General features: G+C 68.9%; 21 protein-coding genes and 1 pseudogene. 17 read left to right on the top strand and 5 right to left on the bottom strand.

The annotated features are described in order from the left end of the window. Nucleotides 1–249: 249 nt before the first annotated feature. The gene (locus tag KHC19_RS05835) at nucleotides 250–1,857 is read left to right on the top strand and encodes a glycoside hydrolase family 17 protein (RefSeq protein WP_213351394.1); all 1,608 of its coding nucleotides are present in this window, start codon (nucleotides 250–252) and stop codon (nucleotides 1,855–1,857) included. Here KHC19_RS05835 and KHC19_RS05830 read toward each other — a convergent pair. Further along, nucleotides 1,817–2,197 (bottom strand): hypothetical protein, encoded by a 381-nt coding sequence (locus KHC19_RS05830; RefSeq protein ID WP_213351393.1) that lies wholly within the window; start codon nucleotides 2,195–2,197, stop codon nucleotides 1,817–1,819. The two genes, KHC19_RS05835 and KHC19_RS05830, sit on opposite strands and share 41 nt — an antisense overlap. 182 nt (nucleotides 2,198–2,379) lie before the next feature. Between KHC19_RS05830 and glmU the strand changes: the two genes are divergently transcribed. Further along, on the top strand, nucleotides 2,380–3,735 hold the full coding sequence (gene glmU / locus KHC19_RS05825) for a bifunctional UDP-N-acetylglucosamine diphosphorylase/glucosamine-1-phosphate N-acetyltransferase GlmU (protein WP_213351391.1): 1,356 nt from the start codon (nucleotides 2,380–2,382) through the stop codon (nucleotides 3,733–3,735). 100 nt (nucleotides 3,736–3,835) lie between these two features. Next, on the top strand, nucleotides 3,836–5,662 hold the full coding sequence (gene glmS, locus KHC19_RS05820) for a glutamine--fructose-6-phosphate transaminase (isomerizing) (protein ID WP_213351389.1): 1,827 nt from the start codon (nucleotides 3,836–3,838) through the stop codon (nucleotides 5,660–5,662). Between the two features lie 4 nt (nucleotides 5,663–5,666). Here glmS and KHC19_RS05815 read toward each other — a convergent pair whose 3' ends face one another. Next, complete coding sequence (locus KHC19_RS05815; RefSeq protein WP_213351388.1) at nucleotides 5,667–6,749, bottom strand: glycosyltransferase family 2 protein; 1,083 nt, start codon at nucleotides 6,747–6,749, stop codon at nucleotides 5,667–5,669. An 89-nt stretch (nucleotides 6,750–6,838) separates the two neighbouring features. After that, nucleotides 6,839–7,291 (bottom strand): preQ(1) synthase, encoded by a 453-nt coding sequence (queF, locus tag KHC19_RS05810; RefSeq protein ID WP_213351387.1) that lies wholly within the window; start codon nucleotides 7,289–7,291, stop codon nucleotides 6,839–6,841. Nucleotides 7,292–7,419: 128 nt separating this feature from the next. Between queF and eno the strand changes: the two genes are divergently transcribed. The 10 genes from eno (at nucleotide 7,420) to KHC19_RS05760 (ending at nucleotide 17,516) form a co-directional block, all read left to right on the top strand. After that, on the top strand, nucleotides 7,420–8,703 hold the full coding sequence (gene eno / locus KHC19_RS05805; protein ID WP_213351386.1) for a phosphopyruvate hydratase: 1,284 nt from the start codon (nucleotides 7,420–7,422) through the stop codon (nucleotides 8,701–8,703). A 568-nt stretch (nucleotides 8,704–9,271) separates the two neighbouring features. Beyond that, nucleotides 9,272–9,607: an FtsB family cell division protein gene (locus KHC19_RS05800; protein ID WP_213351384.1), complete on the top strand. Its 336-nt coding sequence runs from the start codon at nucleotides 9,272–9,274 to the stop codon at nucleotides 9,605–9,607. A 266-nt stretch (nucleotides 9,608–9,873) separates the two neighbouring features. Further along, complete coding sequence (gene pdhA / locus KHC19_RS05795; protein ID WP_213351382.1) at nucleotides 9,874–10,935, top strand: pyruvate dehydrogenase (acetyl-transferring) E1 component subunit alpha; 1,062 nt, start codon at nucleotides 9,874–9,876, stop codon at nucleotides 10,933–10,935. Nucleotides 10,936–10,951: 16 nt separating this feature from the next. Next, entirely contained in the window at nucleotides 10,952–11,281 is a 330-nt protein-coding gene (locus KHC19_RS05790) for a hypothetical protein (RefSeq protein ID WP_213351380.1), read from the top strand. A 38-nt stretch (nucleotides 11,282–11,319) separates the two neighbouring features. After that, nucleotides 11,320–12,717 carry a pyruvate dehydrogenase complex E1 component subunit beta gene (locus KHC19_RS05785; protein WP_213351379.1) on the top strand — a complete coding sequence of 466 codons (1,398 nt, stop codon included), beginning with the start codon at nucleotides 11,320–11,322 and terminating at the stop codon, nucleotides 12,715–12,717. 24 nt (nucleotides 12,718–12,741) lie between these two features. Further along, nucleotides 12,742–14,097, top strand: coding sequence for a pyruvate dehydrogenase complex dihydrolipoamide acetyltransferase (locus KHC19_RS05780; protein ID WP_213351377.1), 1,356 nt, complete (start codon nucleotides 12,742–12,744; stop codon nucleotides 14,095–14,097). Nucleotides 14,098–14,208: 111 nt separating this feature from the next. Further along, nucleotides 14,209–15,624, top strand: coding sequence for a dihydrolipoyl dehydrogenase (lpdA, locus tag KHC19_RS05775; RefSeq protein WP_213351375.1), 1,416 nt, complete (start codon nucleotides 14,209–14,211; stop codon nucleotides 15,622–15,624). A 40-nt stretch (nucleotides 15,625–15,664) separates the two neighbouring features. After that, nucleotides 15,665–15,940, top strand: a complete 276-nt coding sequence (locus KHC19_RS05770; protein ID WP_213351374.1) for a GlsB/YeaQ/YmgE family stress response membrane protein — start codon at nucleotides 15,665–15,667, stop codon at nucleotides 15,938–15,940. 127 nt (nucleotides 15,941–16,067) lie between these two features. Then, complete coding sequence (gene lipA / locus KHC19_RS05765) at nucleotides 16,068–17,054, top strand: lipoyl synthase (protein WP_213351373.1); 987 nt, start codon at nucleotides 16,068–16,070, stop codon at nucleotides 17,052–17,054. Nucleotides 17,055–17,057: 3 nt separating this feature from the next. Continuing rightward, complete coding sequence (locus tag KHC19_RS05760) at nucleotides 17,058–17,516, top strand: type II toxin-antitoxin system RatA family toxin (protein WP_213351372.1); 459 nt, start codon at nucleotides 17,058–17,060, stop codon at nucleotides 17,514–17,516. Here the strand turns inward: KHC19_RS05760 and KHC19_RS05755 are convergent. Together KHC19_RS05755 and KHC19_RS05750 are read right to left on the bottom strand one after the other, a co-directional pair. After that, nucleotides 17,431–18,054 (bottom strand): annotated as a pseudogene (locus KHC19_RS05755) (CinA family protein); the annotation flags it as partial. The gene KHC19_RS05760 and the pseudogene KHC19_RS05755 overlap by 86 nt on opposite strands. Continuing rightward, nucleotides 18,051–19,256 carry a bifunctional 2-C-methyl-D-erythritol 4-phosphate cytidylyltransferase/2-C-methyl-D-erythritol 2,4-cyclodiphosphate synthase gene (locus tag KHC19_RS05750; protein ID WP_213351736.1) on the bottom strand — a complete coding sequence of 402 codons (1,206 nt, stop codon included), beginning with the start codon at nucleotides 19,254–19,256 and terminating at the stop codon, nucleotides 18,051–18,053. The gene KHC19_RS05750 and the pseudogene KHC19_RS05755, both read right to left, overlap by 4 nt. A gap of 253 nt (nucleotides 19,257–19,509) precedes the next feature. On the opposite strand from KHC19_RS05750, the gene dusB reads away from it, so the two are divergent. From dusB to KHC19_RS05730, 4 genes are all read left to right on the top strand, one after another. Further along, entirely contained in the window at nucleotides 19,510–20,541 is a 1,032-nt protein-coding gene (gene dusB / locus KHC19_RS05745; protein ID WP_281418542.1) for a tRNA dihydrouridine synthase DusB, read from the top strand. 125 nt (nucleotides 20,542–20,666) lie between these two features. After that, nucleotides 20,667–21,752 carry a two-component system sensor histidine kinase NtrB gene (locus KHC19_RS05740; protein ID WP_213351734.1) on the top strand — a complete coding sequence of 362 codons (1,086 nt, stop codon included), beginning with the start codon at nucleotides 20,667–20,669 and terminating at the stop codon, nucleotides 21,750–21,752. 7 nt (nucleotides 21,753–21,759) lie between these two features. Further along, nucleotides 21,760–23,202: a nitrogen regulation protein NR(I) gene (gene ntrC / locus KHC19_RS05735; RefSeq protein ID WP_213351369.1), complete on the top strand. Its 1,443-nt coding sequence runs from the start codon at nucleotides 21,760–21,762 to the stop codon at nucleotides 23,200–23,202. Between the two features lie 143 nt (nucleotides 23,203–23,345). Continuing rightward, complete coding sequence (locus KHC19_RS05730) at nucleotides 23,346–25,610, top strand: sensor histidine kinase NtrY-like (RefSeq protein ID WP_246548285.1); 2,265 nt, start codon at nucleotides 23,346–23,348, stop codon at nucleotides 25,608–25,610. Nucleotides 25,611–25,615: the final 5 nt, after the last annotated feature.

The following is a 25,615-nucleotide window of genomic DNA, read 5'->3' as shown; positions in this document are numbered from 1 at the left end:
GGGCTCGAAGACACTAGGTGAAGCTGCTGAATTTGTCAGCATCGCGGCGCCCATGCCGCCTCGTTGTGCGTAACTGTGCTCACCGGACGATTAAGACCCGCGCATGGCTCCCCCCATCTTCATCGGGATCGGGGAGAATGGGCGCGCGGACACGGTTTTGCCACCCCGCTGCGGCCCCCTTGCGCTCGCCATGTTGCGCGGCTACCCCAACCGGTGCCGTTTCCTGTCCCGCCGCTGGAGATCTCCCGCATGCGCATCGCCCTCCCGCTCGCCGCCCTCGTCAGCGCGGTGATCGTCGCCGTCTGGGCCTGGCTGGGACAGCCTGTGCCGATGCCGGCCACGCCGCTGGCGGCCGGGGAGAAGATGCCCTGCGTGTCCTATGCGCCGTTCCGTCCCGGCCAGTCGCCCTTCATCGAGGGGCTGGTCATTCCGCCCGAGCAGATCGACGACGATTTCGCCCGGCTGGCGAAGATCACCCATTGCGTGCGCACCTATTCCACCGAGATGGGCCTCGACGTCGTGCCGGCCATGGCGCGCAAGCACGGGCTGAAGGTGCTGCAGGGCATCTGGATCGGCCGCAACGAGGAGAAGAACCGCGTCGAGATCGATGCGGCGGTGAAGGCGGCGCAGGACAATCCCGACGTCATCGACGCCGTCATCGTCGGCAACGAGGTGCTGCTGCGCGGCGAGCAGTCCGCCACCGGCATGGCGGCGCTGATCCGCGAGGTGAAGTCGAAGGTGCCGGTGCCCGTCACCTATGCCGATGTCTGGGAGTTCTGGGAGCGCAATCGCGAGCTCGCGCAATATGTCGACTTCGTCACCGTGCACATTCTGCCGTTCTGGGAGGACCTGCCGGTGTCGGCGGCGAAGTCCGCGGCCCATATCGGCGAGATCCGCGAGCATGTCGGCAAGGTGTTCGAGGGCAAGCAGATCCTGATCGGCGAGACCGGCTGGCCGAGCGAGGGGCGCATGCGCGAGGGCGCGCTGCCGTCCCCCTCCAACCAGGCGATGGTGATCCAGGAGCTGCTGGCGCTCGCCAAGGACAAGGGCTACCGCATCAACGTCATCGAGGCGTTCGACCAGCCGTGGAAGCGCGCCTCCGAGGGCACGGTCGGCGGCCATTGGGGCTTCCTCGATGCCTATAGCCGCGACTTCAAGTTCGGCTGGGGCGAGGCGGTGTCCGATCATCCCGCCTGGCTGCGCCAGGCGCTCCTCGGCGTGCTGCTGGCGCTGGGCGTGTTCGCCGCCGGCGCCTTCGGCGGACGCCTCGCGGGCATGGACGCCCGCCGCTGGCTGGCGGTGTCCGGCATTGCCCTGTTTTCCGGGCTGACCATCGGCCGCGCCTTCGTCTCGGTGCCGGTGGAGAGCCTCGGCGTCGGCGGCTGGATCCGCGGCGGCTCGATTCTCGCCCTTGCGGTCCTGGTCCCGCTCGCCGCCGCCTTCGCGGTCGGCCGGCAGGCGAGGGCGGCGGCGCTCACCCAGGTGCTGGACGGCGAGGTGCGCCGCAGCGCCGCGCCGGTGGAGCGGGTGATGGCGCTGCTGCTCGCCGCCGCCGTGGTGCTGATCGCGCATGTGGCGCTCGGGCTGGTGTTCGACCCGCGCTACAAGGATTTCCAGTTTGCCGGCCTGACGCCCATCGTCATGGCCTTCGCCTTCTATGCCCTGCTGGCGCCGCCCCGCATCACCGCCGAAGCGTCGGCGGCGGAAAAGATCGCCGCCGCCGTGTTCCTCGGCAGCGGCCTCTACATCGTCGTCAACGAGACCCTCGCCAACTGGCAGGGCCTGTGGACCGGCGCGCTGCTGGTGGTGATGGCGCTCAGCCTCTGGCGCCTCGCCACGGCCGCGCAAACGAGATGAGCAGCAGGCCCGCCGCCACGCCGGACAGGTTGTTGTTGTACATCACCAGCCCGGCGCCGGTGGCCATGGCGGCGATCGTGAACATCGGGACGGACGGGCGGATCAGCTGGATCGCCGAGGTCGCCAGCGCCAGGATGCCGAAGGCGGAATAGCCGAACAGCTGGATGACCGCCGCGCGCACGGTGCAGGTGCCGGTCTCGACGCCGAGGCAGGCCAGCCCCACCGCCGATTGCTCCACCAACGCGTAGCGCATGTAGATCGCCCAGCCGAGCGCGAAGCCGCCGAGCACCAGGATGACGTTCCAGGCGCGGGCGCCCGGCATGAAATTGCGCTGGCTCATCGTCGGCTCCTCGTTTCGGCTCGTGCGGGCGCCCTGTGCGGGCGCCCGGTACAGTCGCCCTTGGATGCCACGGCGGCGGCCGCCATTCAACGGCCGGAATTTCCCGGTCTTTCCGGCTGCGGCTTCCCGGCAGCCGCGGCGCTGCGGTACATACGGGCGCCCGCCATTCGGAGAATAAGCGCATGCGCCGCCTGCTCGTCATCGTCCTCGCCGCCGGAGAAGGCACGCGCATGAAGTCGGCTCTGCCGAAGGTCATGCACAAGGTCGCCGGCCGCAGCATGGTCGGCCATGTGCTGGAGACGGCGCGGGCGGCCGGCGCCGCCGAGATCGCGGTGGTCATAGGCCCCGATCATGACCGCGTCGCGGCCGAGGTGGCGCGCGTCGCGCCGGACGCCGGCGTGTTCGTGCAGCGCGAGCGGCTCGGCACCGCCCATGCCGTGCTCGCCGCCCGCGAGGCGATTGCGCGCGGCTATGACGACATCCTCGTCATGTATGGCGACACGCCGCTGGTGCAGCCGCAGACGCTGGAAGCGCTGCGCGCGCCGCTGGCGCAGGGGGCCGCCGTCACCGTGCTCGGCTTCCGTCCCGCCGATCCCGCCGGCTATGGCCGGCTGGTGACGCAGGACGGGCGTCTCGTCGCCATCCGCGAAGAGAAGGACGCCAGCCCGGCGGAAAAGGCCATCGACCTGTGCAATGCCGGCCTGATGGCGCTCGACGGCGCCCTGGCGCTGGAGCTGCTGGCCGGCATCGGCAACGCCAATGCCAAGGGCGAGTACTACCTCACCGATGCGGTGGAGGCGGCCATCGCCCGCGGCCGCACCGCGGCGGTGAGCGAGGCGGAGGCCGGCGAGGTCGCCGGCGTCAACACCCGCGCCCAGCTCGCCGAGGCCGAGGCGGTGCTGCAGCAGCGGCTGCGCCGGGCGGCGATGGAGGGCGGCGCCACGCTCGTCGCGCCGGAAACCGTGTTCTTCAGCGCCGACACCCGCCTCGGCCGCGACGTGGTGGTCGAGCCGAACGTGGTGTTCGGCCCCGGCGTCGCGGTAGCGGACGGCGTCGTCATCCGCGCCTTCAGCCATATCGAGGGCGCGACGCTGGCCGCCGGCGTCTCGGCCGGCCCCTTCGCGCGCCTGCGCCCCGGCGCCGCGCTGGGGGAGGGCGTGCACATCGGCAATTTCGTGGAGATCAAGAACGCCGAGCTCGCCCGGGGGGTGAAGGTCAACCACCTGTCCTATGTCGGCGATTCCACGGTCGGGGAGGGCACCAATATCGGCGCCGGCTCCATCACCTGCAATTATGACGGCTTCAACAAGCACCGCACCACCATCGGCGCCAACGCCTTCATCGGCACCAACAGCCTGATGGTCGCGCCCGTCACCATCGGCGACGGCGCCTATGTCGGCACCGGCTCGGTCATCACCGAGGACGTGCCGGCGGATGCGCTGGCCATCGGCCGCGCCCGGCAGGTCAACAAGCCGGGCCTTGCCGCCCGCCTGCGCGAACGCCTTCAGGCGTTCCGAAAAGCCCCCGCCGAGGGATGAGATACGAATCGTCATCCGAATTGATTTTTGCAGTGCGGTGACACCCGGTTAAACCCGTACCGGTAAGCTTCTGTGCTGGTTCGCGCGAAAGGTCTTCGCCATGTGTGGCATCATTGGCATCGTCGGTACCGCCCCCGTGGCCGATCGGCTCGTCGATTCGCTCAAGCGTCTTGAATATCGCGGCTATGATTCCGCCGGCATCGCCACGCTGGAAGCCGGCCGGCTCAATCGCCGCCGCGCCCAGGGCAAGCTGCGCAACCTGGAGACCGAGCTCGCCCAGGCGCCGCTCGCCGGGCAGATCGGCATCGGGCACACGCGCTGGGCCACCCACGGCAGGCCCAGCGTCGCCAACGCGCACCCGCATGCGACCACGCAGGTGGCGGTGGTGCATAACGGCATCATCGAGAATTATCGCGAGCTGCGCGAGGAGCTGCTGCGCGACGGCGCCAATTTCGAGAGCGAGACCGATACCGAGGTCGTCGCCCACCTCGTCACCCGCGAGCTGCGCAGCGGCGCCGGCCCGGAGGCGGCGGTCGCCGCCTCGCTGCCGCGCCTCAAGGGCGCCTTCGCGCTCGCCTTCATGTTCGATGGCGAGGACGACCTCTTGATCGGCGCCCGCAAGGGCTCGCCGCTCGCCATCGGCTACGGCAAGGGCGAGATGTATCTCGGCTCGGACGCCATCGCGCTCGCCCCCTTCACCGACCAGATCTGCTATCTCGACGACGGCGACTGGGCGGTGCTGCATCGCGGCCGGGCGGAGATCCGCAACGCCGCCAACGACGTGGTGGTGCGCCCCATCCAGCGCTCCTCCGCCACCGCCTTCCTGGTCGAGAAGGGCAATCACCGCCACTTCATGGCCAAGGAGATGCACGAGCAGCCCGAGGTGGTCTCCCACACGCTGGCGCATTATCTCGACCTCGCCGCCGAGACCGTGCTGCTGGAAGCCGACCTGCCGTTCGACTTCACCGGCCTGGAGCGGATCTCCATCGCCGCCTGCGGCACCGCCTATTATGCCGGGCTGATCGCCAAATACTGGTTCGAGCAGATCGCCCGCCTGCCGGTGGAGATCGACGTCGCCTCCGAGTTCCGCTACCGCGAGGCGCCGCTGCCGAAGAACGGCCTCGCCATCGTCATCTCCCAGTCCGGCGAGACCGCCGATACGCTCGCCTCGCTGCGCTATGCGCGACAGGAGGGCCAGAAGGTGATGGCGGTCATCAACGTGCCGACCTCCACCATCGCCCGCGAGAGCGACGCGGTGATGCCGACCCTCGCCGGCCCGGAGATCGGCGTCGCCTCCACCAAGGCGTTCACCTGCCAGCTGGCGACGCTGGCCGCCGTCGCGGTGGCGGCGGGCCGCGCGCGCGGCGTGCTGACGCCGGAGCGCGAGCGCGAGCTGGTGCGGGCGCTGATCGAGGTGCCCCGGTTGATGAACGAGGCGCTGCGGCTCGGCCCGCAGATCGAGGTGCTGGCCCGCTCCTTCGCCAAGTCGCAGGACGTGCTCTATCTCGGCCGCGCCACCTCCTATCCGCTCGCGCTCGAAGGGGCGCTGAAGCTGAAGGAGATTTCCTACATCCACGCGGAAGGCTATGCCGCCGGCGAGCTGAAGCACGGCCCGATCGCGCTGATCGACGAGAAGATGCCGGTGGTGGTCATCGCCCCGCATGACCAGGTGTTCGACAAGACCATGTCGAACATGCAGGAGGTCGCGGCGCGCGGCGGCCGCATCGTGCTGCTCACCGATGCGCGCGGCGCCGCCGAGGCCGGCATCGAGACCGAAGCGACGCTGGTGCTGCCGGAGATGCACCCCTTCGTGACGCCGCTGGTCTACGCGATCCCGATCCAGCTGATCGCCTATCACACGGCGGTGCAGATGGGCACCGACGTCGACCAGCCGCGCAACCTCGCCAAATCCGTCACCGTGGAGTGAGGGATCAGAGGTTCGGCTTCTGCAGCACCACGCGCAGGACGTCGCGCAGGTAGCGGCGCGGATGGCGCCACGGCGAGCGGCGCCCGACGACGAGGAGCGGGTCCGGGATCCGCGGCAGCCCCCCGGCGTCGCGGAGGGCGGCGGCGAGACGCAGCGGATCGTACCCCGCCGCGGCGGCGCCGGCCGTCAGGTCCCGGCGCGGCGCGGGTACGTGCGCCAGCGGATGCACCGAGGCCGGGTCGCGCGCCATCTGCTCGATGAGGGCGCGATAGCGGGCCACCTCGCGCTCCGGCGGCGACGGCTTGGTGGCGAGCTCCAGCGGCAGCATCGCCGCGCAATTGGGCTCCAGCCCTATCAGCCGGGCGCAATGGTTGAGAGTGGTGCGCTTGGCGAGGGATTCGCGGTAGTCGGACACGTCGGTCCGGTTGCCGTACCAGCCATTATGGCCATGCACGCGATAGCGGACGGCATCGGTCGGCAGGTAATATTTTCGGGCGCCGTAGAGGCTGGCGGACAGCACGAGGCAGCCATCGGCGCAGAGCCGCCACATGCGCAGGAACGGCTCGGGGAAGTCGGTGCAGCGCCGCGCCCAGTAGAGCCGCAGCGACAGCGCCGAGGTCGAGGCGCCGTACCAGGTGCCGGTGAGATAGGTCATCACCGCCGTATGGCCGAGATCCTCCTCCTCCGGCGCGAAGGCCTCGACAGCGGTCGACTGGTCGAACTGCCGCAGGTTGGAGAACACGAAATCGACCTCCGGCCGGGCGTCGTAGAGCGCGCCGATCCGGGCGAGATAGTCCGGTTCCCACAGGTCGTCGGCGTCGAGGAAGCACACCACGTCGGCGCTCGCCCGGCCGACGCCGGCGGCGAAGCCGGCCAGCTGGCCGCGATTGGCGGAAAAGACCAGCTCGACGCGCGGATCCTGCCCGTAGGCCCGCGTCAGCCGCATCGCCGAGTCGTCGGTCGAGCCGTCGTCGATCACGATCACCCGCTCCGGCGGGCGGGTCTGCGCCAGCGCGCTGCCGACCGCGTCGAGGACGAAGCGGCCGTAATTGTAGTTGGTGACCACCACCGCGAAGGATGTCGGCACGGAGCGCTCCTTTCATGCCGGCCGGAGCCGCTCCATGAGGGCACGAACCTTCCCGGCGGGGGCAGCCGGTGTCAAGCCGGCGAGGCGCGTCAGCCGCGGCCGCGATAGGGCGGCACGCCCTGGTCCGGCAGCCAGATATCCTTCGGCGGCGCCCCGCTCTGCCAGAACACGTCGATCGGGATGCCGCCGCGCGGGTACCAGTAGCCGCCGATGCGCAGCCAGTGCGGCTTCAGCAGATCGTGAAGCCGGCGCCCCACCGCCACCGTGCAGTCCTCGTGGAAGGCGCCGTGGTTGCGGAAGCTGGCGAGGTAGAGCTTCAGCGACTTCGATTCCACCAGCCACCCGTCCGGCACGTAGTCGATGACCAGATGCGCGAAGTCCGGCTGCCCCGTCACCGGGCAGAGCGAGGTGAATTCCGGGCAGGTGAAGCGGGCGACGTAGAGCGTATCGGCCTGCGGGTTGGGCACGCGGTCGAGCACCGCCTCCTCCGGCGAGGCCGGCCATGCGGTCTGGCGCCCGAGCTGCAGCATGTCGTCGGTCATCTCTGTCTCCTCGCCCCGTCCCCGGCCGCGTTCTTTAGCCGTACCTCTTTCGCATGTCATGGTGAGACGGTAGAAGCGCCGAAGGCACCGCCTGCGACACCGCCCACCATGACGCATTGGGGAAGCGAATGACTGCCATCGTCGACATTATCGGCCGCGAAATTCTGGACAGCCGTGGGAACCCGACCGTCGAGGTCGATGTGATCCTGGAGGACGGCTCCCAGGGCCGCGCGGCGGTGCCGTCCGGCGCCTCGACCGGCGCCCATGAGGCGGTCGAGCTGCGCGACGGCGACAAGTCCCGCTATCTCGGCAAGGGCGTGGAGAAGGCGGTCGACGCCGTCAACGGCGAGATCTTCGACGCCATCGGCGGTATGGACGCCGAGGACCAGGCGGCCCTCGACCAGATCCTGATCGAGCTCGACGGCACGCCGAACAAGGCCCGCCTCGGCGCCAACGCCATCCTCGGCGTGTCGCTGGCGCTGGCCAAGGCCGCCGCCGCCGCCCGCGAGCTGCCGCTCTACCGCTATGTCGGCGGCGTCAACGCCCGCGTGCTCCCCGTGCCGATGATGAACATCGTCAATGGCGGCGCGCATGCCGACAACCCGATCGACTTCCAGGAATTCATGATCCTGCCGGTCGGCGCCGAGAGCTTCGCGGAAGGCCTGCGCACCGGCGCCGAGATCTTCCACACGCTGAAGAAGGCGCTGAAGGATGCCGGCCACAACACCAATGTCGGCGACGAGGGCGGCTTCGCGCCCAACCTGCCGTCGGCCGACGCCGCGCTCGCCTTCGTGGTGAAGGCCATCGAGACCGCCGGCTACAAGCCGGGCGAGGACGTCTATATCGGCCTCGACTGCGCCTCCACCGAATTCTTCAAGAACGGCAAGTACGACTATGAGGGCGAGGGCGTCGTGCGCGACATCGAGACCCAGGTGAAGTACCTCGCCGATCTTGTCGCCCGCTATCCCATCGCCACCATCGAGGACGGCATGGCCGAGGACGATTGGGCGGGCTGGAAGCTGCTCACCGACACCATCGGCTCGAAGGTGCAGCTGGTCGGCGACGACCTGTTCGTCACCAACGTCAAGCGGCTCGAAGCGGGTATCAAGCAGGGCGTCGGCAACTCGATCTTGGTGAAGGTGAACCAGATCGGCTCGCTCACCGAGACGCTCAACGCGGTCGAGATGGCCCACAAGGCCGGCTACACCGCGGTGATGTCGCACCGCTCGGGCGAGACCGAGGATTCGACCATCGCCGATCTCGCGGTCGCCACCAATTGCGGGCAGATCAAGACCGGCTCGCTGGCGCGTTCCGACCGGACCGCCAAGTACAACCAGCTGCTGCGCATCGAGCAGGAACTCGGCCCGCAGGCGATCTATGCCGGCCGTTCGGCGCTGAAGGCGCTCGCCTGATCCCGTTGCCGGGCCTGCCCCGCTCCCGGCGGGGAGGGGCGGGCCCGGCACTTCATCCCGACGCGGCACTGGCCACCACCGGCGCCCCGTGTCTCCCGCATGCGCGCCCCGCACCGACCCCGGGCGCCTACCTCTCCCCGTCGGGGAGAGGGGTAGGGTGAGGGACCTTCGACACTCCAAACCCCTTCGCCCGCGGCATCCCCCTCGACCCCGAGGCACAACCCGGGCGCCTGCCGCTTCACTGCAGATCCTCGACATTTCCCCGCCCGATAAGGCCGTCCCCGGCGACGCACCCGTCCTGCGCCTCCGCCCAGCCGCCGAAACTCCCATCCCCACCAGGATCCGCCACCCCGCAGGCACACCCCGCGCAGACCCGGGCGCCTCCCTCTCCCCGTCGGGGAGAGGGGTGGGGTGAGGGGCCCTCGACGCCCCAAGCCCCTTTCGCTCGCGACATCCCCCCTCCGGCCTCGCCGCCGAACCGGCTCCCGGCTCCCGCCACCGCCCTTGCCGGCGATTTGTCGCTTACGGTTAACGGAGCTGAAACCGGATCCGGCTACGCTCCGCTTCCATGATAGCAAGAACCCGCTGGCGCTCGATTCTCCAAACCATCACGCTGCATCTCGGCGCAGCCTGCCTCATCGGCTATTTCGCCTTCCAGGGTTATAACGGCCAGTACGGCCTGGTCGCCCGGCGGCACTTCGAGGAGCAGATGCAGGGGCTGACGCAGGAGCGCGATGTCCTGCGCACCCAGCGCCAGGCCATCGAGGCCAAGGTCCGCCTGCTGTCGCCCGAGCTGGTCGACGCCGACATGCTCGACGAGCAGGCGCGTTCGCTCCTCAATCTCGTCCATCCCAAGGATCTCGTCCTGCTGCGCCCGCGCGCCCACGCGGTTCTGGCGCAATAGACCTCGATCACAGGTTTAATTCGTGCAGGGCGCGAAAAGCGCCCCGCGCGGGTGCATGTCTGGCATACCAATGGGAAAGCGATAGATCGCAATAGCTTAATCTGATTTGAGTTAAATGTCATATTTAACTCGATTTAAGTTGAAAATTGGAAACCCTTGCGCTGGCAACATGTTGTGCGTCGCAGCAATGCATTCTGCGCGTAGCAATGACGGGGGAGTTGCGCTAAGACACTGGCAAAATCCGGTAACGAGCTAGGGATGCGCCTATGGTTGTCGCTGCGAAGAAGTCCCCCGCCCCCAAGGCCGCCGCCAAGAGCGCCGCGCCGAAAGCTCCCGCGAAGCGGTCGGAACGGACCGCCGCAAAGTTGGACTTCTCGAAGGACCAGGAACTCGCCGCCTATCGTCAGATGCTGGAGATCCGGCGTTTCGAGGAGAAGGCCGGCCAGATGTACGGCATGGGCCTCATCGGCGGCTTCTGCCACCTCTATATCGGCCAGGAAGCGGTCGTCGTCGGCATGCAGATGGCGCTGAAGACCGGCGATCAGGTGATCACCGGCTATCGCGACCACGGCCACATGCTGGCCACCGGCATGGACCCCAAGGGCGTCATGGCCGAGCTCACCGGCCGCCGCGGCGGCTATTCCAAGGGCAAGGGCGGCTCGATGCACATGTTCAGCATCGAGAAGGGCTTCTTCGGCGGCCACGGCATCGTCGGCGCCCAGGTGTCGCTCGGCACCGGCCTCGCCTTCGCCGATCACTACCGCGGCAACGGCAATGTCTGCCTGACCTATTTCGGCGACGGCGCCTCCAACCAGGGGCAGGTCTACGAGAGCTTCAACATGGCGGAGCTCTGGAAGCTGCCGGTGGTCTACATCATCGAGAACAACCGGTATGCGATGGGCACCGCGGTGAGCCGCGCCTCCGCCCAGACCGACTTCTCCAAGCGCGGCGCCTCCTTCAACATTCCCGGCGAGCAGGTCGACGGCATGGATGTGCGGGCGGTCAAGGCCGCCGGCGAGCGCGCCGTCGAGTTCGCCCGCTCCGGCAAGGGCCCTTACATCCTCGAAATGCTCACCTATCGCTATCGCGGCCACTCCATGTCCGACCCGGCCAAGTACCGGTCGAAGGAGGAGGTGCAGAAGATGCGCACCGAGCACGACCCGATCGAGCAGGTCCGTGCGCGTCTCCTGGAGAAGGGCTGGGCCAGCGAGGAAGACCTCAAGACCATCGACGCCGAGATCCGCGAGGTGATGAACGCCGCCGCCGATTTCGCCAGCCACGACCCGGAGCCGGATCCCTCCGAGCTCTACACCGACGTCCTCCGCTGATCGCGGAGTAGGGGGCATGCTCGCCTGGCTGTTCTGGGGTTTGTGGGTCGCCGGAGCATCGGCGATCGTCGTGCTGTGGGTGTTTTCCGTCGGCACGGCGTTCCGCATTCTTTCCGGCGTCCGCGCCGGCGGCGGCAGCAACGCGGCTGTCGACTGGATCAAGATGGTCGTGTGGCCCTTCGCCATACGCCACCTCGCCGGGGCGCCGGCGGACCGGGCGGCCAATCTTTCGCAACGCCTCTCGCGGATGCTGGTCGCCCTCTTCGTCGCCTTTCTCGTGGCCACCGCTTCGTTGGCCGTCTACAGCAACCTGACGTTTGCGCTCCCGGCGCAGACGCATCAGTGACGCGCGATCTCGACGCTCGTTCTTTGGGGAACGCCGCCATGCCGACCGAAATTCTCATGCCCGCCCTGTCGCCCACCATGGAGAAGGGCAACCTCTCCAAGTGGATCAAGAAAGAGGGCGATACGGTGAAGTCCGGCGATGTCATCGCCGAGATCGAGACCGACAAGGCCACGATGGAAGTCGAGGCGGTCGATGAGGGCACCCTCGGCAAGATCCTGGTGCCAGAAGGCACCCAGGACGTCGCGGTGAACACGCCGATCGCCCTGATCCTCGCCGAGGGCGAGGATGCCGGCGCCGCCGCCGCGGCACCGACCCCGAAGGCCGCCGAATCCGCGCCACCGGTGGCCGCTGCCCCGGCCGAGCCGGCGCCGGTCGTCACCGCCGCGCCCGCCCCGGCGGCCCCGGCCGTCGTCTCCGCCCCGGCGCCCGAGCCGGAGGTGCCGGAAGGCACCGAGATGGTCAACCAGACCATGCGCGAGGCGCTGCGCGACGCCATGGCCGAGGAGATGCGCCGCGACGGCGACGTCTTCGTCATGGGCGAGGAGGTCGCCGAATATCAGGGCGCCTACAAGATCACTCAAGGGTTGCTGCAGGAATTCGGCGCCAAGCGGGTCATCGATACCCCGATCACCGAGCACGGCTTCGCCGGCGTCGGCGTCGGCGCCGCCATGGCGGGCCTGAAGCCGATCGTCGAGTTCATGACCTTCAACTTCGCCATGCAGGCGATCGACCAGATCATCAACTCCGCCGCCAAGACGCTCTATATGTCCGGCGGCCAGATCCAGTGCTCCATCGTGTTCCGCGGCCCCAACGGCGCCGCCGCCCGCGTCGCCGCGCAGCACAGCCAGGACTACACTGCCTGGTACTCGCACATTCCCGGCCTCAAGGTGGTGGCGCCCTATACCGCCGCCGACGCCAAGGGCCTGCTCAAGGCGGCGATCCGCGATCCCAACCCGGTGATCTTCCTCGAGAACGAGATCCTCTACGGCCACGCCTCGCCGGTGCCGAAGCTCGACGATTTCATCGTCCCGCTCGGCAAGGCGCGCATCGCGCGTCCCGGCAAGGACGTGACGCTGGTGGCGTGGTCGATCGGCATGCAATACGCGCTGAAGGGCGCGGAAGAGCTCGCCAAGCTCGGCATCGACGCCGAGGTGATCGACCTGCGCACCATCCGCCCGATGGACACCGAGACCATCCTCGCCTCGGTCCGCAAGACCGGCCGCCTGGTCACGGTGGAGGAGGGCTGGGGCCAGTCCGGCGTCGGCGCCGAGATCGCCGCCCGCGTCATGGAGCAGGCCTTCGATTATCTCGATGCGCCGGTGCTGCGCGTCTACGGCAAGGACGTCCCGATGCCCTACGCCGCCAATCTCGAGAAGCTCGCGCTGCCGAACGTCCAGGAAGTGGTCGAGGCCGCCCGGGCCGTGACCTATCGCTGAAGCTGCTGAGGACGGAGAGCAGATATGCCGATCGAGATCCTCATGCCGGCCCTGTCTCCCACCATGGAGAAGGGCAACCTCGCCAAGTGGCTCAAGAAGGAAGGCGACAAGGTCGCGCCCGGCGACGTGATCGCCGAGATCGAGACCGACAAGGCCACGATGGAAGTCGAGGCCATCGACGAGGGCACGCTGGCGAAGATCCTGGTGCCGGAAGGCACGGCGGACGTGCCGGTGAACCAGCTCATCGCCGTGCTCGCCACTGACGGCGAGGACGCCAAGGCGGTCGCCGCCGGCGGCGCCTCCGCCCCGACACCGGCCGCAGCGGCTCCGGCGCCCGTCGCCGAAGCGCCGAAGCCGGCCGAACCCGCCGCCGCTCCCGTCGCGGCACCGGCTCCGGCTGCCGCTGCGCCGGCACCGGTCGCTACCGGCGAGCGCGTCTTCGCCTCGCCGCTGGCCCGCCGCCTCGCCAGGGACAAGGGCGTCGACCTGTCGACCGTGAAGGGCTCCGGCCCGCGCGGCCGCATCGTCGCCGCCGACATCGGCACCGCGACGCCCGGCGCCACCAAGCCGGCTGCCGCGGCGCCCGCGGCGCCCGCCGCTGCGACCCCGGCCGCCAAGCCCGCCCCGGCCCCCGGCGCGCTGCTCGATCAGGTCAAGGCCTATTACGAGGCCGGCACCTATGAGGAGATCCCGCTCGACGGCATGCGCCGCGTCATCGCCCAGCGCATGACCGAGGCCCGCCAGACGGTGCCGACCTTCTACCTCACCGTCGATTGCGACGTGGACGAGTTGCTCAAGCTCCGCGAGACCCTGAACAAGGCCGCGCCGGAGAAGGACGGCAAGCCGTCCTACAAGCTCTCGGTCAACGACTTCGTCATCAAGGCCTATGCGCTGGCCTTCCAGCAGGTGCCGGACGCCAACATGGTGTGGGGCGGCGACCGCTACCTCAAGCTGAAGCACTCCGACATCGGCGTCGCGGTGGCGATCGACGGCGGCAAGGGCCTGCTCACCCCGATCATCCGCAAGGCGGAGACCAAGTCCCTGTCGGCGATCTCCAACGAGACCCGCGACCTCGCCATCCGCGCCCGCAACAAGAAGCTGGCGCCGAACGAGTACCAGGGCGGCTCCTCGGCGATCTCCAATCTCGGCATGTTCGGGATCAAGGACTTCACCGCCATCATCAACCCGCCGCACGCCACCATCCTAGCGGTGGGCGCCAGCGAGCAGCGGGCGGTGGTGAAGAAGGGCGAGCTCGCCGTCGCCACGGTGATGACGGTGACGATCTCCTGCGACCACCGCGTCATGGACGGCGCCATGGGCGCGCAGCTTCTCACCGCCTTCAAGGCGCTGATCGAGAAGCCGATGTCGATGCTGGTCTGAGCGACCGCCGATCTCGTCATGGCCGGGGCAGCCGTCCCGGCCTCCACCTTCGCGAGGGGCCTGCCGGCGCGAACCGCCCGCGCGGCCCCGGTGCATGACGGAACAACCCAGATGGCCGCTTCCTACGACCTCCTCATCATCGGCTCCGGCCCCGGCGGCTATGTCGCCGCCATCCGCGCCGCCCAGCTCGGGCTCAAGGTCGGCGTGGTGGAGCGCCAGTACATGGGCGGCATCTGCCCGAACTGGGGCTGCATCCCGGCCAAGGCGCTGCTGCGCTCGGCGGAGATCTTCCACTATATCGAGCACGCCAAGGATTACGGCCTCGTCGCCGAGAAGTTCGGCGTCGACATCGCCGGGGTGGTGAAGCGCTCGCGCGGCATCGCCAGCCAGATGAGCAACGGCGTCGGCTTCCTCCTGAAGAAGAACAAGGTCGAGGTGATCTGGGGCCAGGCCACCCTCACCGCGCCCGGCAAGGTGTCGGTCGCCGCCACCGATGGCGCGCCCAAGGGCGCCCTCGGCGCCGGCGAATACACCGCCAAGAACATCATCGTCGCCACCGGCGCCCGCCCGCGCGCGCTGCCGGGCATCGAGCCGGACAGCAAGCTGATCTGGACCTATTTCGACGCGCTGGCGCCGGCCAGCGTGCCGAAGTCGCTGCTCATCATGGGCTCGGGCGCCATCGGCGTCGAATTCGCCTCCTTCTACAAGGCGATGGGCTCAGACGTGACCATCATCGAGCTGCTCCCGCAGATCCTCCCTGTCGAGGACGAGGAGATCGCCGATCACGCCCGCAAGCGCTTCGAGAAGCAGGGCATCAAGATCCTCACCGGCGCCAAGGTGTCGAAGGTGGTGAAGGGCGCGGACAACGTCAGCGCCACCGTCGAGACCGCCGACGGCAAGACCGTCACCCTGGCGGCGGACCGTCTCATCTCGGCGGTCGGCGTGGTCGGCAATATCGAGAATCTCGGCCTCGAGAAGCTCGGCGTGAAGACCGATCGCGGCTGCGTAGTCATCGATGGCCTGTGCCGCACCAATGTGCCGGGCATCTATGCCATTGGCGACGTCGCCGGCCCGCCCATGCTGGCGCACAAGGCCGAGCATGAAGGCGTGATCTGCGTCGAGGGCATCGCCGGCAAGCACGCCCATCCGATGGACAAGCTGATGATCCCCGGCTGCACCTATTGCATGCCGCAGGTGGCGTCCGTCGGCCTCACCGAGAAGAAGGCCAAGGAAGCCGGCTACGAGGTCAAGGTCGGCCGCTTCCCCTTCATCGGCAATGGCAAGGCGGTGGCGCTGGGCGAGGCGGAAGGTCTCGTCAAGACCATCTTCGACGCCAAGACCGGCCAGTTGCTCGGCGCTCATCTGGTCGGTGCCGAAGTGACCGAGATGATCCAGGGCTTCGTGCTCGCCATGAATCTCGAAACCACCGAGGAAGAGCTGATCAACGCCGTCTTCCCGCACCCGACGGTTTCTGAGACCATGCATGAGAGCGTGCTCGCCGCTTATGGGCGCGCCATCCACATCTGAGGGGGCCTTCGGGGCCGATCGGCAGGGGTAGGAATCGTCCATGGAAAGCTTCGCCGCCGTCGCGAACCAGCCGGGTGTCGGCTGGTTCACCATGATCATCATCGGCCTGCTCGCCGGCTGGATCGCCGAGCGTGTCACCGAGAGCGATCACGGCCTGTTCGCCAACCTGCTGTTCGGCCTGATCGGCGCCTTCGTCGGCAAATATCTCGCCGAGCTGGTCGACATCCCGGTGTTCGGCTTCTTCCGCACCCTGATCGCCGCCACCGTCGGCGCCATCATCGTGCTGTTCATCTGGCGCAAGCTTCGCAGCCGCTGACGGCGCGGCTGTCCTGCGTCCGGCTCGGGTCTCCCCTCCGCAAGGCGGGGTTTCCCGGCCGTCACACAGCGACTAAGTGTGAAGGCGCAACGCGTACGGGCCGAACTCCAACGGAATCGGGCACTGCATGGTCACCGTCCTCAACACTTTGAACCGCGCTCTCGAAAAGCCCCGCCACCCCGAGAAGGTGAACCGGCCCGAGACCCCGGCTCTGAAGAAGCCGGACTGGATCCGCGTGCGCGCGCCCGGCAATCCCGCCTGGCAGGAGACGGCGAACATCGTGCGCGCCGGCGGCCTCGTCACCGTGTGCGAGGAGGCCAGCTGCCCGAATATCGGCGAGTGCTGGCAGAAGAAGCACGCCACCTTCATGATCATGGGCGACACCTGCACGCGCGCCTGTGCCTTCTGCAACGTCCGCACCGGCATGCCCGGCCCGCTCGACCGCGACGAGCCGCAGAAGGTGGCGGACGCGGTGGCCCGCCTCGGCCTCGAACATGTCGTCGTCACCTCGGTGGACCGCGACGACCTCGCCGATGGCGGGGCCGAGCATTTCGCCCGCACCATCCGCGCCATTCGCGCCACCAGCCCCGGCACCACCATCGAGATCCTCACCCCGGATTTCCTGCGCAAGGACGGCGCGCTGGAAGTGGTGGTCGAGGCGAAGCCGGACGTGTTCAACCACAATCTCGAATGCGTGCCCTCGCTCTATCTCAAGGTGCGGCCCGGCGCGCGCTACTTCCATTCGCTGCGGCTGCTGCAGCGGGTGAAGGAGCTCGATCCGTCGATCTTCACCAAGTCCGGCATCATGGTCGGCCTCGGCGAGGTCCGTAACGAGGTGCTGCAGCTGATGGACGATTTCCGCTCGGCGGATATCGATTTCATGACCATCGGCCAGTACCTGCAGCCCACCCGCAAGCATCACCCGGTGATGGCCTTCGTGACGCCGGAGGAGTTCAAGTCCTACGAGACCATCGCCTATGCCAAGGGCTTCCTGATGGTCTCGTCGAGCCCGCTGACCCGCTCCTCGCACCATGCCGGCGAGGATTTCGCCCGGCTGCGCGCGGCGCGGGCGGGCAAGCTCGGCACCGCGGCTCCTGCGCTCTCGCCCGCCTGAGCCATGCCCTCGTTCCGCAGCAAGCGGCAGGTCCGGCACTCGGCCGCCGACATGTTCGATCTCGTCGCCGATGTCGAGCGCTACCCGGAATTCGTGCCGCTCTGCGAGAGCCTGCATGTGCGCCGGAAGGTGGCGAGCGGGGAGGGGATCGACATCCTCGTCGCCGATATGAGCGTCGCCTACAAGCTGTTCCGCGAGAGCTTCACCAGCCGGGTGACGCTCGACAGGCCGCGCCTCACCATCGTGGTGGAATATCTCGACGGCCCGTTCAGCCGGCTGGAGAATCGCTGGACCTTCCGCCAGACCGGCGAGCGGTCCTGCGAGGTCGAGTTCTTCATCGATTACGAGTTCCGCTCGCGCACGCTCGGCATGCTGATGGGGGCGATGTTCGACGCCGCCTTCCGCCGCTTCGCCGAGGCGTTCGAGAAGCGCGCCGATATCGTCTACGGCACATTGGCCTGAGGCCGCTCCCTCGGCCGCGCGGCGGCGGCGGCCGTGGCGTGGAGCGCGTCTAGCCTTCCGCCAGTTCCGCCAGCATATCCAGCGCCGTCATCACCGAACGGGCGCGCACGCCGGTGCGGTCCTCGCCGGCGAACACCTCGCGCCGCACGATCACCCGGCCATCGGCCCGCGCGGCGGCGAAATGTACCAGCCCGACCGGCTTCTGCGGCGAACCGCCGCCCGGCCCGGCGATGCCGGTGACGGAGACGCCGAGCGAGGTGCCGGCCACCTTCAGCAGCCCGGCCACCATCTCCCGCGCCGTCTCCTCGCTCACCGCGCCATGCGCCGCCAGCGTCGCCTCGGAGACGCCGAGCACCGCCACCTTTGCGGCGTTGGAATAGGTGACGAAGGCCCGGTCCACCACGTCGGACGAGCCGGCGATCTCGGTCAGCGCCCCGCTGACCAGCCCGCCGGTGCAGGATTCCGCCGTCGCCACGGTGAGGCCGCGGGCCCGGCACAGCTCCAGCACCCGGCTGGCGAGCGCATCGCGATCGTTCATTCCCCGTCCTCCGTGAAGGGCAGCCGCACCGTGGCGGTGGCGAGCGCGGCGATGCCCTCGCGCCGGCCGGTGAAGCCCAGCCGCTCGCTGGTGGTCGCCTTCACGCTCACCCGCGCCACCGGAAGCCCGGCGATCCCGGCGATCCGCTCGCGCATCGCCTGGCGATGCGGGCCGATCTTCGGCTCCTCGCAGACGATGGTGGCGTCGAGATGCGCCACCCGCCCGCCCTTGGCCGCGACGAGGTCCACCGCGTGGCGCAGGAACTGGTCGGAGGCCGCCCCCTTCCATTCCGGCTTGGAGGGCGGGAAATGGAAGCCGATATCCTCGGCGCCGATGGTACCGAGCAGCGCATCGGTCAGCGCGTGCAGCACCACATCGGCGTCGGAATGGCCGGCCAGCCCGCGCCCGAAGGGAATGGCGATGCCGCCCAGCATCACATGGTCGCCCTCGCCGAAGGCGTGCACGTCATAGCCGGTGGCGCTGCGCACATCGGCGAGGTCGCGAAGTTCCCGCGCAAGAACCCGTTCGGCGCCCACGAAATCCTCCGGCGTCGTCAGTTTGAGATTGGCGGCATCGCCGGTGAAGCTCGCCACCCGATGCCCGGCGGCATCCGCCACCGCGGCGTCGTCGGTGAGGTCGTCGCGCCCGGCGAGCGCGCGATGCGCCTCGCGAATCAGGGCGTAGCGAAAGCTCTGCGGCGTCTGCACGCTGCGCAGCAGGTCCCGGTCGGGGCCGGAGACCACGAAGCCGTCCGCCTCCCAGCGCTTCACCGTGTCGACAAGCCGCAGCACCGGCACCGCCGCCCCATGCCGCGCGGCCGTCTCCAGCGCATCGGCCACCAGCCGCGCCGAGACGAAGGGGCGGGCGGCGTCGTGGATCAGCACCAGCTCGGGCGGATCCTCCGCCAGCGCCTCCAGCCCGGCGCGCACCGAGGCCTGCCGGGTCGCGCCCCCCGTCACCGGTGCCGCGAGGCGGGCGCCGCCGGCACCCGAAAGCCCCTGCGTCGCCGCGGCATAGAGCTCGGCATGGGCAGGGTCGATCACCGTCACCACCCGGCGGATGCCGGGCTGGCCGAGGAAGCGCTCCAGCGTGTGGCGCAGCAGCGGGCGCCCGCCAATGGGGCGGTACTGCTTCGGCAGCCCCTCGCCGGCGCGGGTGCCGCGCCCCGCCGCCACCACCACGACATCCGCCGTCGCGTCCACCGCTTCGTCCCGCGCCCCGCTCACCTGCACGTCGTCCGCCCGCAACTCCGCCTCCACGCGCGGGCAGGGCCCGTCGCCATGCTGCGGCGCACGCGTCCGGGCCTTGCCCCGGCTTCCCGTTTAGCGCAAAAGCGGCACGGCCGTGCAAAAGTTTCGAAGCATCTGGCGGTAGAGGCTTGATGGCGAGCCCCGACTGTCTATTATGTAGGCACCGCCCTCTGGGCTCATTTCGTGTGCACCGAGTGATCACCGCTTGTTCGTTACTGCCTTTCCGAGCGCCAATCTGACCGTCGGCACGCTGACGCTGCCGAATCGCGTCGTGCTGGCGCCGATGGCGGGCATCACCGATGCGCCGTTCCGGCGGATGGCGCATCGCTATGGCGCCGGCCTGGTGATCTCGGAAATGGTCGCCTCGGAAGCGCTCGAATCCGGCCATGCCGAGACGACGCTCCGCGCCGAGGCCGCCGGCGTGCCCGTCCACGCGGTCCAGCTGGCCGGCAACGAACCCGCCTCGATGGCGCGTGCCGCTGCCATGGCCGAGGCCTCCGGCGCGGCGCTGATCGACATCAACATGGGCTGCCCGGCGAAGCGGGTCACCACCGGCCTCGCCGGGGCGGCGCTGCTGCGCGATCTCGACCTCGCCACCGCCATCATCGCGGCGGTGGTCGGCGCCGTCCGGGTGCCGGTGACGCTGAAGACCCGGCTCGGCTGGGACGATAGCGGGCTCATCGCGCCGGAACTCGCCCGCCGCGCGGCGGATATCGGCGTGCGGATGGTCACCATCCACGGTCGCACCCGCTGCCAGTTCTACACCGGCTCGGCCGACTGGACGGCGATCGCGGCCGTCAGCAGCGCCATCGACCTGCCGGTGCTCGCCAATGGCGATCTCGTCTCGGCGGAGCAGGCGCCGTCCATGCTCGCCGATTCGGGCGGGTCCGGGGTGATGATCGGGCGCGGCGCCCAGGGGCGCCCCTGGTTTCCGGCCCAGGTCGCGGCCTATCTCGCCGATGGCCGCGTGCCGGCCGATCCCGGCCTTGCCGAGCAGCGCGACGTGCTCCTCGAACTCTATGAAGACTGGCTGTCGCATTACGGCGTCGAGCTCGGCCGCCGGCAGGCGCGCAAGCACATCGGCTGGGCGCTGGAGGCGGCCGCCGTCACGGCCGGCCGCGCCCCGGATGCGCTGGCCCACTGGCGCAAGCGCATCCTCACCCAGGAGGCGCCCCGCGAGGTTTGCGCCGGCATCCGTGCCGCCTTCGACGAATTGTCATGGAGTGCCGCAGCATGAAGACGCTCAAGACCGATGCCGCGGCCAAGGGAGGGGAGGCCAAGGGAGGGGAGACCAAGGCTCCGGCGCCCCGCAAGCTGGCCGCGAAGGGCGCGTCCCCCGGCCTGGAGGCCGGCAGCCCGGCCATGTCGGAGGCGGTGGTGAACGCGCTGCCGCATCCGGTGTTCACGGTTTCGGACGACGACCACCTGATCGAGGCCAACGTCGCCGCCGAAGCCTTCTTCGAGGCCGGCCACGCCGTCCTCGCCCGGCATCGCCTGCAGGAATTCATTCCGTTCGGCAGCCCGCTGCTGGCGCTGGTCGAGCAGGTCCGCAACTCCGGCGCGGCGGTCAACGAGTATCGCGTCGATCTCGGCACGCCGCGCAATGGCGGCGAGCGCATCGTCGACATCCACGTCGCGCCGCTGCCGGAGGCGCCCGGCCATGTGGTGGTGATGCTGCAGGAGCGCACCATCGCCGACAAGATGGACCGCCAGCTCACCCATCGCGGCGCCGCCCGTTCCGTCACCGCGCTGGCCTCGATGCTGGCGCACGAGATCAAGAACCCACTCTCGGGCATTCGCGGCGCGGCGCAGTTGCTGGAGCTCAACGCCAGCGACGATGACCGCTCGCTCACCCGGCTGATCACCGACGAGGCCGACCGCATCGTCAAGCTGGTCGACCGCATGGAGGTATTCTCCGACGAGCGCCCGATCGAGCGCGAGCCGGTGAACATCCATGCGGTGCTGGAGCATGTGCGCACGCTGGCCTCCACCGGCTTCGCCCGCAACATCCGCTTCGTCGAGGAATACGACCCCTCGCTGCCGCCGGTGCTGGCGAACCGCGACCAGCTCGTGCAGATCTTCCTCAATCTGGTGAAGAACGCCGCGGAAGCCATTGGCGACAGCCCGGATGGCGAGATCATGCTCACCACCGCCTTCCGTCCCGGCGTGCGGCTCACCGTGCCCGGCTCGGCGACGCGGGTGAGCCTGCCGCTGGAATTCTGCGTGCGCGACAACGGTCCCGGCGTGCCGGAGGACCTGATGCAGCATCTGTTCGACCCGTTCGTGACCACCAAGCCCACCGGCACCGGCCTCGGCCTCGCTTTGGTCGCCAAGATCGTCGGCGACCATGGCGGCATCATCGAATGCGACAGCCAGCCGCGCCGCACCACCTTCCGAGTCCTCATGCCCATGTATCGCGGCGCGGCCCGCGGCACTGAGAAGAATTGAGAGCGCCATGCCCACGGGAAGTATTCTGGTCGCCGATGACGACGCCGCCATCCGCACCGTGCTCAATCAGGCGCTGTCACGGGCCGGCTACGAGGTGCGCTCCTGCGGCAATGCCGCCACCCTGTGGCGCTGGGTCAGCCAGGGCGATGGCGATCTCGTCATCACCGATGTGGTGATGCCGGACGAGAACGCGTTCGACCTGCTGCCCCGGATCAAGAAGGTGCGCCCCGATCTGCCGGTGATCGTGATGAGCGCGCAGAACACCTTCATGACCGCCATCCGCGCCTCCGAGCGCGGCGCCTATGAATATCTGCCCAAGCCCTTCGACCTGAAGGAGCTGATCGCCATCGTCGGCCGCGCCCTGTCGGAGCCGAAGAAGCACGATCTGGCGCCCAAGGTCGGCGAGGACGGTGACGCCATCCCGCTGGTCGGCCGCTCGCCGGCGATGCAGGACATCTACCGCGTGCTGGCGCGGCTGATGCAGACCGACCTCACGGTGATGATCGCCGGCGAGAGCGGCACCGGCAAGGAGCTGGTGGCGCGGGCGCTGCACGATTACGGCAAGCGCCGCAACGGCCCCTTCGTCGCCATCAACATGGCGGCCATCCCGCGCGACCTCATCGAGAGCGAGCTGTTCGGCCATGAGAAAGGGGCGTTCACCGGCGCCAATGCCCGCTCGGCCGGCCGCTTCGAGCAGGCCGAGAGCGGCACGCTGTTCCTCGACGAGATCGGCGACATGCCGATGGAGGCGCAGACCCGGCTGCTGCGCGTCCTCCAGCAGGGCGAATACACCACGGTGGGCGGCCGCACGCCGATCAAGACCGACGTGCGCATCGTCGCCGCCACCAACAAGGACCTGCGCATCCTGATCCAACAGGGCCTGTTCCGCGAGGATCTGTTCTTCCGCCTCAACGTGGTGCCGCTCCGGCTGCCGCCGCTGCGCGAGCGCACCGAGGACATCCCGGATCTGGTGCGCCACTTCTTCCTGCAGGCCGAGCGCGAGGGCCTGCCGCGCAAGCAGATCGACATCGCCGCGCTCGACCGGCTGAAGCGCTATCGCTGGCCGGGCAACGTCCGCGAGCTGGAGAACCTGATCCGCCGTCTCGCCGCGCTCTACCCGCAGGAGATCATCACCGCCTCGATCATCGAGGCGGAGCTCGCCACCCCGGTCTCCACCGCGACCCCGGAGGAGGGCGGGCAGGACGAGACGCTGTCCTCCTCGGTCGAGCGGCACCTCAACACCTATTTCGGCGGCTTCGGCGAAAACCTGCCGCCGCCGGGCCTCTATCACCGCATCTTGAAGGACGTGGAGTATCCGCTGCTCTCCGCCGCGCTGGCGGCGACGCGCGGCAACCAGATCAAGGCCGCCGAACTGCTGGGCCTCAACCGCAACACGCTGCGCAAGAAGATCCGCGACCTCGACATCCAGATCATCCGCACGAGTCGCTGAGAGGCCCGCTGACCTTCAAGTGATGTGGATGCCGGCCGATTAAATGCGGCCGGCTCTGGCGCATGTCACATTTTTGCACCAGTGTCGTTTCACTGCATCAGTTGCGCCGGACCGAATCGAACCGTCCGCCGCTGCGGTGAGGCATGACGGATACCGATCGAGCACGAGACACCGAAACCCGCGACACCCCCGATCTCGGGGGCATGGGCTTTCGATTCTCGCTCTGGGGGCTGGCCCCACTGGCCGTTCTGACCGCACTGGTCACCTCACTGGTCAGCTTCATCATCCTGATCGGCATCACCCCGCTGGTGCCGTCGCAGGAGATCGTCGTCGTGGTGCTGTGCATCAACGGCGCGATGTCGCTGATCCTCCTCGGCATCATCGGCCGCGAGGTCTGGCGCATCGTCAAGGCCCGGCGGCGGGGCCGGGCGGCGGCGCGGCTGCATGTGCGCATCGTCGGGCTGTTCGGCATCGTCGCCGTGGTGCCGGCACTACTGGTAGCGCTTCTGGCCAGCATCACGCTAGATCGTGGGCTGGATCGCTGGTTCTCGGTGCGTACCCGCGCCATCGTCGACAACGCGGTATCGGTGGCGCAGACCTATGTGCGCGAGCACGCCTATTCGATCCGCGGCGACGTCATGGGCATGGCGCGCGACCTGCAGCGCATCCGCCCGCTCTGGGACACCGACCGCAGCCGCTTCCGCCAGGCGATGACCGCCCAGGCGGTGGTGCGCGGCCTGCCGGCGGCGATGGTGATCCAGCGCGACCTCGCCGTGGTCGACCGCACCACCATCCGCACCGGCCGCGAATTCGTGGTGCCCTCCAACCTCGCCGTGAAGGACGCGACCGAGGAGCAGCCGCTCATCTACCTGCCGACCGACGCCGATTTCGTCGGCGCGGTCATCCCCTTGAAAGACTTCGGGGATTTGTTCCTCTATGTGGCCCGTCCCATCGATCCGCGCGTCATCAACTATCTCAAGGAGACGCAGGCGGCGGTCGCCGACTACCGCAATCTCGAGCAGCAGCGCATCGGCGTGCAGGTGGCCTTCGCGCTGCTCTATGCGGTGATCTCGCTCACCGTGCTGCTCTGCGCGGTGTGGCTCGGCATCCATTTCGCCAACCGTCTGGTCGCGCCGATCCGCCGGCTGATCGGCGCCGCCGATCTCGTCGCCGCAGGCAATCTCTATGTCGAGGTGCCGGTGCGCCGGGCGGAGGGCGACCTGTCGAGCCTTGCCGAGACCTTCAACAAGATGACGCAGGAACTGCGCACCCAGCAGAACGACCTCGTTCAGGCCCGCGACCAAATCGACACCCGCCGCCGCTTCACGGAAGCCGTGCTGTCGGGCGTCGGCGCCGGCGTCATCGGCGTGGATTCCTCGGGCTCGACCACCATCATCAACCGCCCCGCCGAGAAGATGCTCGGCGTCAGCGAGGAGGACGCGCTCGGCAAGCCGCTCGGCGACATCGTGCCGGAGATCGCGCCGATGCTGACCGAGGCCATGGGCGCAGGGCCGCGCACGGTGCAGGGCAACACCACCCTGTCGCGCAACGGCCGCGACCGGGTGATCGCCGTCCGCTTCACCACCGAGCAGTCGCGCGAGGCCGATCACGGCTGGGTCGTCACGCTGGATGACATCACCGAGCTGGTCGTTGCCCAGCGTTCCTCCGCCTGGGCGGACATCGCCCGCCGCATCGCCCACGAGATCAAGAACCCGCTGACCCCCATCCAGCTCTCGGCGGAGCGCCTGCGCCGGCGCTACGGCAAGGTGATCGGCGAGGACCGCGAGATCTTCGACCAGTGCACCGACACCATCATCCGCCAGGTCGGCGACATCGGCCGCATGGTGGACGAGTTCTCCTCCTTCGCCCGCATGCCCAAGCCGGTGGTCGAGGAGCAGGACGTCGCCGAGACCGTCCGCCAGGTGGTCTTCCTGATGCGGGTCGGCAACCCGGAGATCGACATCCAGTTCGATGCGCCCGAGGGGCCCGTCACCGCCCGGTTCGACCGCCGGCTCATTTCGCAGGCGCTCACCAATATTGTGAAGAACGCCACGGAAGCCCTTGAAGGCATGACGCCTGAAGAGCGAATAACCCCTCCGCGCATCAAGGTAGGTCTCTCCACCGATGAGCGGGTGGTCACCATTGACGTGATCGACAATGGCAGGGGCCTGCCGGTGGAGAACCGGGCGCGCCTGCTCGAACCCTATGTGACGACGCGCGAGAAGGGCACCGGGCTCGGCCTCGCCATCGTCGGCAAGATCATGGAAGAACACGGCGGCGGCATCGAGCTCGCCGACGCGCCTGAAGGCCGCGGCGCCTGGATTCGCCTGCGCTTCTCCCGCGCCGGGAGCGGCCTTCCCAACCTCGTAACCAGTGACAGGACCGCGCCTGCGCAGCAGGCCGGCTGAAGGAG

The organism is Ancylobacter oerskovii, assembly GCF_018390555.1.
In the GTDB taxonomy this organism is placed as follows: Bacteria; Pseudomonadota; Alphaproteobacteria; order Rhizobiales; family Xanthobacteraceae; genus Ancylobacter; species Ancylobacter oerskovii.
This window is presented reverse-complemented; position numbering and strand designations above follow the sequence as displayed.